At 52.0% G+C, this 11,887-nt stretch carries 10 protein-coding genes; 8 read left to right on the top strand and 2 right to left on the bottom strand.

Annotation, left to right across the window (positions count from 1 at the left end; translation table 11 throughout):
* Window positions 1-54: 54 nt before the first annotated feature.
* The 3 genes from DC28_RS08520 (at window position 55) to DC28_RS15505 (ending at window position 4,888) form a co-directional block, all read left to right on the top strand.
* Window positions 55-1,635 (top strand): Ppx/GppA phosphatase family protein, encoded by a 1,581-nt coding sequence (locus DC28_RS08520; protein WP_238565796.1) that lies wholly within the window; start codon window positions 55-57, stop codon window positions 1,633-1,635.
* Window positions 1,636-1,642: 7 nt separating this feature from the next.
* Window positions 1,643-3,787 carry a polyphosphate kinase 1 gene (gene ppk1 / locus DC28_RS08515; protein ID WP_037547756.1) on the top strand — a complete coding sequence of 715 codons (2,145 nt, stop codon included), beginning with the start codon at window positions 1,643-1,645 and terminating at the stop codon, window positions 3,785-3,787.
* 141 nt (window positions 3,788-3,928) lie between these two features.
* On the top strand, window positions 3,929-4,888 hold the full coding sequence (locus DC28_RS15505) for an aminotransferase class IV (RefSeq protein ID WP_052078648.1): 960 nt from the start codon (window positions 3,929-3,931) through the stop codon (window positions 4,886-4,888).
* Here the strand turns inward: DC28_RS15505 and DC28_RS08505 are convergent.
* Window positions 4,873-6,150, bottom strand: coding sequence for a M23 family metallopeptidase (locus DC28_RS08505; RefSeq protein WP_052078647.1), 1,278 nt, complete (start codon window positions 6,148-6,150; stop codon window positions 4,873-4,875). The genes DC28_RS15505 and DC28_RS08505 overlap by 16 nt on opposite strands.
* Before the next feature lie 21 nt (window positions 6,151-6,171).
* On the opposite strand from DC28_RS08505, the gene DC28_RS08500 reads away from it, so the two are divergent.
* The 5 genes from DC28_RS08500 to DC28_RS08480 all read left to right on the top strand — a co-directional run bounded on the left by DC28_RS08500 (window position 6,172) and on the right by DC28_RS08480 (window position 10,759).
* The gene (locus DC28_RS08500) at window positions 6,172-7,389 is read left to right on the top strand and encodes a CapA family protein (protein ID WP_052078646.1); all 1,218 of its coding nucleotides are present in this window, start codon (window positions 6,172-6,174) and stop codon (window positions 7,387-7,389) included.
* 365 nt (window positions 7,390-7,754) lie between these two features.
* A complete protein-coding gene (gene thyX / locus DC28_RS08495; protein WP_037547754.1) occupies window positions 7,755-8,639 on the top strand; it encodes an FAD-dependent thymidylate synthase in 885 nt (294 codons plus the stop codon).
* Window positions 8,636-9,388 carry an NYN domain-containing protein gene (locus DC28_RS08490; RefSeq protein ID WP_037547753.1) on the top strand — a complete coding sequence of 251 codons (753 nt, stop codon included), beginning with the start codon at window positions 8,636-8,638 and terminating at the stop codon, window positions 9,386-9,388. Before thyX ends, DC28_RS08490 begins: the two co-directional genes overlap by 4 nt.
* A gap of 3 nt (window positions 9,389-9,391) precedes the next feature.
* Complete coding sequence (locus DC28_RS15500) at window positions 9,392-9,808, top strand: NusG domain II-containing protein (protein ID WP_052078645.1); 417 nt, start codon at window positions 9,392-9,394, stop codon at window positions 9,806-9,808.
* Between the two features lie 198 nt (window positions 9,809-10,006).
* Entirely contained in the window at window positions 10,007-10,759 is a 753-nt protein-coding gene (locus tag DC28_RS08480) for an FMN-binding protein (RefSeq protein ID WP_037547751.1), read from the top strand.
* A gap of 65 nt (window positions 10,760-10,824) precedes the next feature.
* Here DC28_RS08480 and DC28_RS08475 read toward each other — a convergent pair whose 3' ends face one another.
* On the bottom strand, window positions 10,825-11,874 hold the full coding sequence (locus tag DC28_RS08475; protein WP_037547748.1) for an FAD:protein FMN transferase: 1,050 nt from the start codon (window positions 11,872-11,874) through the stop codon (window positions 10,825-10,827).
* Window positions 11,875-11,887: the final 13 nt, after the last annotated feature.

Here is an 11,887-nt window from a genome sequence, read left to right as displayed (position 1 = left end):
CAAGGGTACTGGTTCCTGGTTATACTCTAGGAAGATGGGAAGTGGTGTAGCATTATGAAACAAAAACGACGCCAGGATGTATTTCTGGGAAAACCGCGTCTGGTGGCGGTGATTGATATAGGGTCAACTGCTATTCGGTTGGTGGTGATTGAGGTGTTAGCAGACGGAACCTACCAACGGGTGGACCGGGCGAACCGTCCTGTTCGCCTCGGGCGGGATGTTTTTATGACCCGGGTTATAAAACGGGATACCATCCTCCAGGCTATCACCATTTTGTCCGGATTTGTGGAACTCATGAAGGGCTGGCAGGTTGGAGAAGAGGATATTTTCGTTATCGCTACCAGTGCAATCCGGGAGGCCCGGAACCGGGATACCTTTATCGACCGGGTTCTTATGAAGACGGGCCTAAAGGTTAGGGTGGTGGAAGGGGTTGAAGAGAACCATTTGACCTATATTGCTGTGCAACACTCCGTAGACGGAATGTATGGGTCCTTCTCTAAGGCCAATTCGCTTATCCTGGAAGTTGGCGGTGGATCCATTGAAGTAATGGTTTTAAAGCGTGGAAAGATGGCGGCCACCCATAGCCTGAAGATGGGAACCATCCGTATCGAACAACAGATGGCTCCAACGGTCTCACAGTCCGGCGGCGAGTTCCCCTTTGAGGAGTATATCCGTGAGCAGTTTCGGGTGACCATGGACGGGATTGATGCGGAAACCTCCATCGGACGGCTCAGATATTTTGTGATGGTCGGCGGAGATGCCCGGATAGCCGCCCATAACGTCGGGACGTCCCAGGGTGAGGCGTATTGGATTATTGAACGTAATGATTTTGTCAATTTCGTAGCTCAGTTGCAGAGATGGTCGGTGGAAGAGATCGTGAGAAGCCTAGGGATAACCTACCATGAGGCAGAAAACCTGCAGCCCGCGTTGACGGTATATAAAATCTTCTTGGAAGAAACCAATGCGGAGATTATTATCGTGCCCAATGTCAGTATTCGGGAAGGGGTTTTGCTCCGGTATGCCCTGGGTCATGATAACAACCTGAATCCACAGTTTGCCAGTCAGGTAGTGGCGAGCGCCCAAAGTTTGGGTAAGAAATACCATTCGGATGAAAAGCATAGCCAGCATGTAACCGGGCTTGCTCTCCAGCTCTTTGATCAGTTGGTGGCTGAGCACGGGTTAGGAAAACGGGAGCGTCTATACCTCGAAGTGGCGGGGATTCTCCATGATATCGGGTACTTCATTAATCCCAGCGGGCACCATAAACATGGGCAGTACATCGTGCAGCATTCGGAGATCTTCGGATTATCGAAGAACGATATACAAATTATCTCGAATATCGTACGGTACCATCGGACTACCAAACCGAGTAATAATCATTTTGAGTACTCCAGTCTGGCCCGGGATGAACGGCTCATCGTTATGAAACTCAGTTCAATCCTCCGGGTAGCTGATGCCCTGGACCGGAACCATAACCAGCAGATTTCCTCGGTGGTTTGTACTATTGTTGATGGTGATTTGATCCTCAGGGTACCCTTTAGGGGTGATCTCGCGGTAGAACGATACGGTCTCAGTAGAAAGGGCAGCCTTTTCGAAGAGATCTTTGGATACAGGATTGTCCTGGAGCAGGAATAGGTAAGATATGAGTACTACGTTTCAACGGTTTTTTAATAGAGAACTCAGCTGGTTGGAGTTTAACCGCCGGGTGCTTTCCGAGGCTCAGCGTAAGGACAAACCGTTACTGGAGCGCCTTAAATTCCTCGCGATCGTGAGTGCCAACCTGGATGAGTTTTTCATGGTTAGAATGGCGAGTTTGAAGCGCCAGTATTTAAATGGAAACTATACGACCTGTCCTAGCCGAATGAGTCCCGAGGCCCAGCTGAAGGCATGTTCGGATACGGTTAGAGAACTGGTTCAGGCCCAGTACGAATGCCTGTTACACGATGTATTCCCTAAACTGACGGTCCAGGGGCTGGAGCATAAGGTGCAGTACCAGGATCTGGACCCGGAACAACGGAGTTATGCAAAGAGCTTCTTCACGAATCAGGTTTTTCCCCTGCTGACACCGGTGCGGATGAATGTTGAGGATCCAACCCTCCGGGGTGCAAATTTGCGGCTCCAGGTGGCGTTTTTACTGCATGCAACCCAGGGCGTTCAATTGATCCGGCCCGAGGACCAGGAAGATCACCTTGCAATCGTACAAATTCCCTCCAGTCTGGACCGGGTGGTGTTTCTCCCAGACCGCGGAGATCATCGAAGCTTTGTACTCCTGGAAACCCTTATCGAGGAGTTTGCCCATACCCTGTTCCCCGGATACGATATTACTGAGCACCTGGTCTTCCGTGTTACCCGGGATGCAGATTTCGGTGTTGATGAGAGCCGTGATGAAGACTTTGTTGAGGCCATGGAACAGGTATTGAACAATCGGGATAAGAGCATGGCAGTACGTATGACCGTTGGCAATACCAGCGACCGGCTGAGAGAAATTCTTCGAAGCAGTCTGGGGTTGAGCGACCGGGAGGTGTACTCGGTGCCCGAACCCTTGGAACTCAACAGCCTCATGGCTATCGTAGCCCTTCCGGGCTTTGACCATCTGAAAATTGAAGGCTGGCCCCCCATGGATTCCACCCTGATACCCGAGGATGAATCGGTTTTTGAGCAGCTGAAACGGGGTGATGTATTGCTGCACCATCCCTTCGAGAGCTTCAACCCGGTCATCCGGATGGTTGAAGAAGCGGCAGAGGACCCCCAGGTACTCGCGATAAAAATGACTCTCTATCGAACCAGCGGTAACTCACCCATTGTCCGAGCCCTCCAACGGGCTGCACAGAACGGGAAGCAGGTGACGGTTTTGGTTGAGCTAAAGGCCCGCTTTGATGAACAGCGAAACATCTCCTGGGCTGAGCGGTTGGAACAGGCAGGGGTCATCGTTATTTATGGAATTGCCCAGCTGAAGGTTCATGCTAAAGCCATGCTGGTGGTCCGGAAAGAGAGCTTCGGGATCAAACGCTACTTGCATCTGGGAACCGGGAACTATAACGATAAAACCGCTAAACTCTACACAGATATGAGTATTCTAACCAGCCGGGACGATCTCTGTTACGAGGCGGGCCTCTTTTTCAATGCCATAACCGGATACTCGGCGATACCTAACCTCACAAAACTCTTGATGGCCCCCCATGTTTTAAAACCGCGTTTGCTGGAGCTGATTCATCGGGAGATTCAGAAATCGTCTCCGGAGGTGCCCGGGTTAATCATCGCGAAACTCAACGCCCTTGCAGATGTGGATATCATTGAGGCTCTCTATCGGGCAAACAACCACCATGTGCGAATTTTCCTGAATATCCGGGGCATTTGTATGTTGGTACCCGGGGTACCGGGGCAGAGTGAGAACATCCGGGTTAGCAGCATTGTAGACCGCTATCTCGAACATACCCGGGCGCTTTTCGTCGGAAACGGCGGGGATGGTGAGTACTACCTGTCCAGCGCGGATTGGATGCCTCGGAACCTGGAACGCCGGGTTGAACTCATGTTTCCCATTGAGCAGCCGGAATTGAAGCAACGCCTACGTGAAAGCCTGGATCTCTGCCTAGGGGACAACCAGCAGGCCTATGAGTTACAGCCCGACGGGAGCTATACTCGAATTCAACCCGGCCCCAACGAGCCGCCCCTGGAATCCCAATGGGCGCGCTACCAATCGCTCCGGCAGACGAAACGGGCAAAAAAAGCGATAAACCGTCAGGAGTTCAGTGTTCGGCGGAAACCCCCCAAGGCAACACAGGAATGAGTTGATAGTGCGCAAAGGCATGGAGCATTCCCCTCCTTCGACCCGACCAATGGGGCGGAATCAGAACACTTCACTTCTCCACAGGGGTGTTTACAGTCTTTGCCCAGGAAGTACTACATACAGGATTGAAGGGATTTGAATGTGAGAGAAAGCCGAATACTACTGAATAACAGACTGGTTGCTGATGAAGAGGCCCGGGTTTCATTGGCAGACATCGATGTTGCCTACGGGTACGGGGTATATGAGACCCTAAAGGTTCGAAACGGGGTGTTATTCTTCCCTGACTTCCATGAAGAACGTCTCATGAACTCAGCGCAATTACTTGGTATCCGCCATGAACTCAAGCCCGGCCAACTAGTTCAAGGATTGCGGGACCTTATGGCATGGGGCCAGTCCCAGAGCAATTCCCAGCCGGGCAGCTGGAATATCAAGGTTATTCTGGTGGGCCACACGGGAAGACCCGGGGATGTGTATGCATTTCTGACCAATCCCTTGTACCCGGACCGGCGGCAGCTAAAACATGGGGGAACGGCATCCCTCTACATGGGGGAACGCCACTTTCCCCAGGCCAAGAGTCTATCCATGCTCATGAGTACTCTGGCTTTTCGCCAAGCACAAGAAATGGACTGTTATGACGCATTATTGGTTAATCATCGACGGGAGGTGACGGAGGGGACAAGGACGAATATCTTTTTTCTGCCGATGGACAGGAGTGGGAGCACCACGGAGCTCCCGCCGGTAGTGTATACGCCTCCGGGTACAACGGTCCTCGAGGGCATTACTCGGCGGACTATTATCACCGCCCTGAAGAACCATGGTATTGCATGTGTTGAGAAGCCCCTTTCCCTGGAGAATTTGGCTTCAGGAACAATCAGTCTTTGGGTTTCCAGCACCTCAACGAAGATAATGCCCATCTCCCGGATCATGAATCCCCTCGGCCAAGAAGGCTATCAAGGACCCCGGCACGCCCTGAATCCCGAACCCCTCCACCATCTGCCAGGGACCATAGAAATGCCCCTCCACCCGGGAATCCGGATGATCCAGAAGATCTATGACATGTACCTGGAAGACTACGCCGCTGCCTTTCATCGGGGAGAGTAACGGTACTGGAATCGGTAAGCTGCCCGAGAAACCCCGGGGTTGGGCCGCAGGATAGTGAGAAACACCTCGGTTGTCCCTGGAACCTCCAGAGAAACCGACCTGCCTTGGGTGCTTGTCATATTCGTTAGTCCCAGTTGAACCTCCACATACTGGGGCTCTGCAAAGCCGTTTTGGAGAAATACAATAATCGTACTGTCTACCTCTTCGGTTCGGAATGTAATGGTATCCGTGGCTGCAATTGATGCCGTATGGTCTTCATAATCCTGGTTACTGAGTTCCGAGCCGAAAACGGCCTCAAAGGCTGGACCTCCGGGGTGGTAGGCGTAGTAAAAACGTCCTTCTCGGGGCTCTTCGGGTATACCATTTCGACCGCGTAGTTCAATTGGAATAGAAATCATGCGCCCCTCATGGGTCGGAATCCGAACATCAAAATGCAAATGAGGACCTGATGAACGACCCGTGTTTCCGGAAAATCCGATGTGATCCCCTGCCTCAATCCTGTCTCCCGGTTCAACCAGAGAGCCTCCGGGTTGCAGATGGACGTAATTCCCAAAGGTTCCGTCTTGATGTGCGATGAGGATAAAGTTTGCATCCTGGGAATACGCGGCACTACTGCCTCCGCGGTTCGAATCCTCCTTAACCTCAATGACTATGCCAGCCCGGGCTGCATGAACAGGGGTACCCGTATCCAAATCAAAATCCAGGGCAAACTGGTTCTCGCCGAAGTGGGTGAAATTGCCGTTGAATCCCTGGGTTAATTGATGTTTGGTTCCGTGTTCGTAGGGCAGCCAGTAAGAAAATCCGTCGGGTGTTACGGTATCGGGGTTTCCCCAGGCACTTCGGTACCGGACCTGGAAACTGGTGGAATATCCCCGACCTGTTCCGGGATCCCTGGGTTCGAGGGAAAACAGTATGAGATCACGTTGTCCGGGCTGCCACCCCTCGGGAAGGGGGACGTTCCGGGGGTTACCGGTCTGATCCGGAGTAACCCCCAGCCGGTAGGGTAACTCCACAGAGGCTTCCATGTTTCGAAGCTGAGGAAAATCGACAAAGAGATAGGCCTGGCTGATCAGGGTGTTGGTCGTATAAAAAATGACCCTGCCGTCTTCGGTCTGATGGTAGTCCAGGGGTAGTACCTGGGGATTCTGGGCTGGAAGTATCAAAATGGGGAAAATCACCATCACAAAAAGAAAAAAAACGGTTTTTAGTTTCCGGAACCAGAAAAAGCCGTGTATAGTTACCTGTGCATTCGAGAGATTCATAGGCTATATGATACTACCCCCATGAAAAAAAGGCATACCTTCCCATTCATTTTGATTCCCTTCTTCTTGTACCTTCCGGCTGGGGCCCACCTATCCGCCCAGACCACCGGTGATTCCCTGGTACTGACCTTCGCTGGGGATCTCATGGCTCATGCCCCCTCGTTTCGCATGTCAGATTTTTCAGACATCTATGCCGGGCTGGGAGAGCTGCTTCATAGGGATGATCTCAGTTTTGTTAACCTGGAAACCGTGGTGGATCCCTTTAAAGCCTACCAGACCTTTCCCTTTTTTAATGTACGCATTCCCTATGTGGAGGAAGCGGTACTAGCCGGTTTTGATGTCTTCAGCCTGGCGAATAACCACACCAACGACCATGGTTCCTGGAGCGCCCTGCAAACCCTGCTCTCGGTTCAGAGATTGCAGCGCACCTATCCCGGCCGGGTACATAGCTCGGGTATTCGGAGGCATGAACAGGAAGCCATGGGCATTACCGAGATCCGCCACTGGGACTGGACCATCGGGTTTTTATCGGTTACCGCGTTTATCAATGAGTGGAAGGGGCATGAACGAACCTACATGGTTCCCTATTGGGATGCTGAGGCAGAACGTGCCCTGCTTTCCTTAATCCGGGAGCACCGCCCCCGGTTTGACCTCTTTATCCTGTCCTACCATGGGGGTACTGAATATGTGACCCAGCCTCAGGAACGGAAAATGGCTTTTATGCGCCAACTCTATGAGGCAGGTGCGGATATCGTCTGGGGACACCATCCCCACGTATTACAGCCCTGGGAGGTTCAATATGCCCCGCCCCCTGCTGATGTTACCCCGGGATATCCGGAAGCAGACGATCCCTATCTTCCCAGGATCCGGGGAGTAATCATGCCCTCCCTAGGCAACTTTGTTTCCGGACAGACCTGGTTTCTCGGCCCCGGGGATTGGGCGGTCAACCGGGCCTTTACCGGGGATTCCGTGCTGCTTCGGGTTCGGGTCCATCGCCGATACCGGCCAGGGCAGTATTCACCGGAAATCACCATGGACATGCCTCAGGCAATCCTCATCAGTACTAAAAACGTCCGTACAGGCCCCTCCGCCGAACAAGGAACCTTCGTGAACCTGCTCAGGGATCTAACCCAGGATAAAAATCTCCGAGAAGAATGGCGCACCTTCTACCGGAACCGCCTGGAACAGGTTCAAAGCCTTCTGAGGCATGCATTGAAGCGCGATCGGACTCCCTGGTAGGCTCTCATGGGAATGCCCCAGGGAAGGGCAGCGTCCAGCCTTACAACAAGCCAAGGTTATTATGCCTGGAGCTCCTCCCCACGAAGGGTTGGAGTCTGGCGGATGTAGGTTACACGCCAGGGGTAGTACGCAAAGGGTTGTAACATCCGGTGCTGACGACCCAGCCGGTTGTGTGACCCGTAGATGGAGCGGCCATATCTTGGGCGGTGTACATTCTTATGTGCACTATCAAAGCCATGCACCGGGATCAGCCTCAGCCAGGGGTCCGCAGGATGGGCTGCTTCTGGCAGTAATGCCGTCTATGAGATACACTGGCAGTAGAATCATCCTAGATTAACCATCTATCAACACATAAGGAGAACATCATGGCTCATACTCTGGTTCCTGAAGCCGAAGCCATACTTGATAAGGAATACCCCGTTCTTGATAAGGGTTTTATACGCCTGGTTGACTACCTGGGCTCGGATCAACGGATCGTCCAAGCCGCCCGGGTAAGTTACGGCGAGGGCACAAAAAGCTACCGGCAGGACCAGGGACTCATTGATTATCTGCTGCGTAATGAACATACCAGCCCCTTTGAGCAGGTGGTGCTGACCTTTCATGCCAAGATGCCGGTATTTGTAGCCCGGCAATGGGTCCGTCACCGTACCGCCCGGCTGAATGAGATCAGCGGCCGTTACAGTATTATGAAGGATGAGTTTTACCTGCCCAGGGGCGAACATATTTCTTTGCAGAGTGAGGACAATAAACAGGGCCGCAGCGATGAGCCGGTCCCCCCGGAGGTTCAGGAGCGGATCCGGCAAAGTTTGGAATCCCAACAGGGGGCAGCCTACCAGGCGTATCAGGCCCTCATTGATCAGGGGCTGGCCCGGGAGCTGGCCCGGATAAACCTGCCGCTTTCCATGTATACTGAATGGTACTGGCAGATAGATCTCCATAACCTCTTTCACTTCCTCCGGCTGCGTATGGACAATCATGCCCAGTACGAGATCCGCGCCTATGCCCAAACCATGTTCGAGATTGCTAAAACCGTTGTACCCATGGCCTGCGAGAGTTTTTCAACCCACCGGCTTGGAGCGGTAACCTTCTCTGCCAAGGAGTTCGCGATACTGCAGGAGCTTGTTGGGATTAAAGGGGATTCTGATGCCTCCGTGCCCGGGGCGCTGCAGTCGGCCCTGGAACACAGCGGCTTATCCAGCCGTGAACGCCAGCGTCTGGCATTGAAACTTACCACAGGGAGGATGACATGAGTTCAGAGAATCAACGCCGCCTTGCGGTGCTCATTGATGCCGATAATGCCCCTTCGGCAATCATTGAGGGGCTACTGGAAGAGGTGGCAAATCTTGGCGTTGCCAGCGTAAAGCGGATTTACGGCGACTGGACGAGTCCAAACCTCAAGGGCTGGAAGGAAACCCTCCTACAGTACGGGATTCAACCCATCCAGCAATTTAGTTACACCACGGGAAAGAACTCCACGGATTCAGCGCTGATCATTGATGCCATGGATCTGTTATACACCAATACCCTGGATGGTTTTTGTATCGTCAGCTCGGATAGCGATTTTACCCGCTTAGCAGCCCGCCTGAGAGAAGGAGGTATGATCGTTTACGGGTTTGGGGAGAAAAAGACCCCAAAATCCTTCGTCGGCTCCTGCGACCGTTTTATATATACCGAGAACCTGAGGACGGATACGGAAAAGGAGACGACGCCGAAACCGCGAAAAGCCTCCAATAACGATCTGCGCCAGGACAGCTGGCTGGTGAACAGCATTCGAAATGCCATCGAAGACTCTGCGGATGATGACGGCTGGGCCAACCTGGGAACCCTGGGACAAAAGATTACCAATAAGTTTCCGGACTTTGACACCCGGAACTACGGCTATCAAAAGCTCGGAGAACTAATCAGGGCAATCGGGCTCTTTGATGTGGATGCACGGATTAGTCCCTCGGGGCTGTCGAAAACCATCTATGTTCGGGATAGCAGAAGGCGGAGGTCCTAGGGGGTGAAGGCGTTCACGATACGAAGACTTGGTATAACCATTACCCTTCTGGACGGGGTTGTCTTTTTAGTGTCCCTGGCCGTGTTTCTCGGGGTTACGGCGGCGGCATATTCTTCTTCGAATCAGGGAGGGCAGGTGCATGTTCAGGCTGAAACCGGGGATTACCTCTACTCTTTAGAGCAGCCGGGGGAGTTCGTATTTACCGGGCCCATTGGAGAAACGGTGGTGGAAATCCATGACCACCGTGTCCGGGTACTTTCTTCCCCCTGCAGGGATCAGGTTTGTGTTGCTGCCGGCTGGCTGGAGCATGAGAATGAATGGACCGCCTGTTTGCCCAACAAGCTTTTTGTCAGGGTAGAGGCAGATTCTGCAAATAATACAACAGAAAGTACAGAAGAAGCTGATTTATTATCTTATTAACACATAAAAACACGAAATAAAGTTACTATTTCACAATAAAAAAGGAATAATCCGGCATTTATTGTGAACAGATTGTTTTTTTATTGTGATTCATATCAGAAAAAGGCAAAAACTACTTTTCACTTTTTTATTCTCACATTACACTGGTTAACAGGAATTATTCCGAAACCATACCGAAATCACAAAAGGAGGAAGATTATGAGAAAATCCATGATCGCCCTATTTATTGTTGCGGCTGCTCTGCTGCTGTTCGTCGGCTGCGGCCAAGAAGAGGCTGTAACCTACCGTGCTGAGTACAGTGCACTGGACAGCCACGGATGGAAGCCCTATGTTGAGGTTGCTGTTACCGAGGGTGGAAAAATCACCGAGGTAGATTTTGATTATGTGAATAAAGCCGGAGCTCGGAAGAGTGAAGACGATGGATATAATCAGCGCATGCTCCAAATTACCGGCACCACCAATCCTGAGCAATTTACCGTGGCTCTCGAAAAGGCTCTGGTAGAGAAGCAAAGCGCTCCTGTCGATGTTATTGCCGGTGCTACCCACTCGACTGAAAACTTCAATGCCCTGGCACAGGCTGCACTGGCCAAGGCAAAAGCCGGCGATACAACTACCGCTGTTCTTCCCATGAACGATACCTACGTAGTAGAGACTGAGCCGGATTCCCGGGGATACATTGCCCATTTGGAAGTAACCTATCGCAACGATAAGATTGCTGAAGTTGCCTACGATGAGGTAAAAAAGGCTGAGGATGGAACCATCAACTATCGGAAGTCTGAGGATGCTGCATATGCCGAGCGCTGGGGACAGAATCCTGCAGAGGTGTATAAAGCCTATGCGGACGCCCTGGTAGCGAATCAGAGTGTCAGTGAGGCCGATGTAATTACCGGAGCAACCGGTGCCTACAATAACTTCGCCGGTTTGGTCCAGAAGGTCCGAGAGATGCGATAAACCCTTCGGGGTAGCTGCTGTTCTCCTTCGGGAGAGCAGCAGCAGTTAATTAAGGGTCGGGGAGGTTACCGCGTACCGGAATAGGTGGTGTTAGAAAAGTCCTCGTCTGTATAATTGAGCTGATTATTCATTGATTTACTGGTGATAATTTCCTGACCGTATGTAATAAAAATTGCTTCAACACCCGGGTAACGGGAAATAAGGTTCATACCCTTCTCTACCCCGAGAACAAAGGATGCAGTTGAAAGAGCATCGGCAAGGATTGATGAGTCGCTGATAATGGTAACACCGGCGATACCGGCTTCCGCGGGAAACCCTGTGGAAGGATCGAGGATGTGATGGTACCGGATCCCATCCTGGATGAAAAACCGTTCGTACATACCGGAACTGACCAGGGTCTGATTCTTGGCAGCATAGATGGCCAGATGAGATCCTCTGGGAGAGAAGGGGTTTTGAATGCCTACGCGCCACGGTGAGTCGTCGGGTTTATTCCCCATGACTACAATGTTACCCCCGAGATCCAGAATAGCGTGTTCAACTCCTGCATCTCGGAGGATGGAGGCGGATTCATCTGCAGCATAGCCCTTGGCTATTGCACCCAGGTCAAGTTTCATACCCTGAAGGGGTAGATACACCGAGCGGTTTTCCGGGCTGAGTTCAACCAACCGGTAGTTTACCAAGGGAATGAGTTCATCAAGTTCAGCCTGGGTTGGTAGGTACGGGGTACCGGTAATGTCCCAGAGACTTACCAGGGGCCCGATGGTCGGATCAAAGGCTCCCTGGGAGGCTTCGGCGATCTCCATAGCCCTTTGGATCACATAGTAGGTGTCCGGCGATACCGAAACCGGGGAATCTCCGGCGGCGGCATTTATCCTGGAGATCTCGCTGGTCGGCAATTGGAGGCTCATTTTTGTATGAATGTCTTCAATTCGTGAGAACACCGCATCCATGGTGTTGGAATTAACGCGGTCATAGACCGTAATAGTGATGGTTGTTCCCAGCCAGTCTAGGCTGGTTCGGGAGGTCGGAGCGGCATTTTGTGTGCAGCCGGTAAGATAGACGGCCACAAAGAATATAATCGGTAGTACAATACCTGTGGGTTTGATTCGTTTCATGATCCACAGATAA

Origin of the sequence: Spirochaeta lutea (genome assembly GCF_000758165.1) — a bacterium.
GTDB classification, from domain to species: domain Bacteria; phylum Spirochaetota; class Spirochaetia; order DSM-27196; family Salinispiraceae; genus Spirochaeta_D; species Spirochaeta_D lutea.
This window is presented reverse-complemented; position numbering and strand designations above follow the sequence as displayed.

Excerpts from the sequence above, each read along its gene's own strand:
- DC28_RS08520 (WP_238565796.1), top strand. The coding sequence starts at position 55 with ATGAAACAAAAACGACGCCAGGATGTATTTCTGGGAAAACCGCGTCTG.
- ppk1 (WP_037547756.1), top strand. The coding sequence starts at position 1,643 with ATGAGTACTACGTTTCAACGGTTTTTTAATAGAGAACTCAGCTGGTTG.
- DC28_RS08505 (WP_052078647.1), bottom strand. The coding sequence starts at position 6,150 with ATGAATCTCTCGAATGCACAGGTAACTATACACGGCTTTTTCTGGTTC.
- DC28_RS08500 (WP_052078646.1), top strand. The coding sequence starts at position 6,172 with ATGAAAAAAAGGCATACCTTCCCATTCATTTTGATTCCCTTCTTCTTG.
- thyX (WP_037547754.1), top strand. The coding sequence starts at position 7,755 with ATGGCTCATACTCTGGTTCCTGAAGCCGAAGCCATACTTGATAAGGAA.
- DC28_RS08490 (WP_037547753.1), top strand. The coding sequence starts at position 8,636 with ATGAGTTCAGAGAATCAACGCCGCCTTGCGGTGCTCATTGATGCCGAT.
- DC28_RS08480 (WP_037547751.1), top strand. The coding sequence starts at position 10,007 with ATGAGAAAATCCATGATCGCCCTATTTATTGTTGCGGCTGCTCTGCTG.
- DC28_RS08475 (WP_037547748.1), bottom strand. The coding sequence starts at position 11,874 with ATGAAACGAATCAAACCCACAGGTATTGTACTACCGATTATATTCTTT.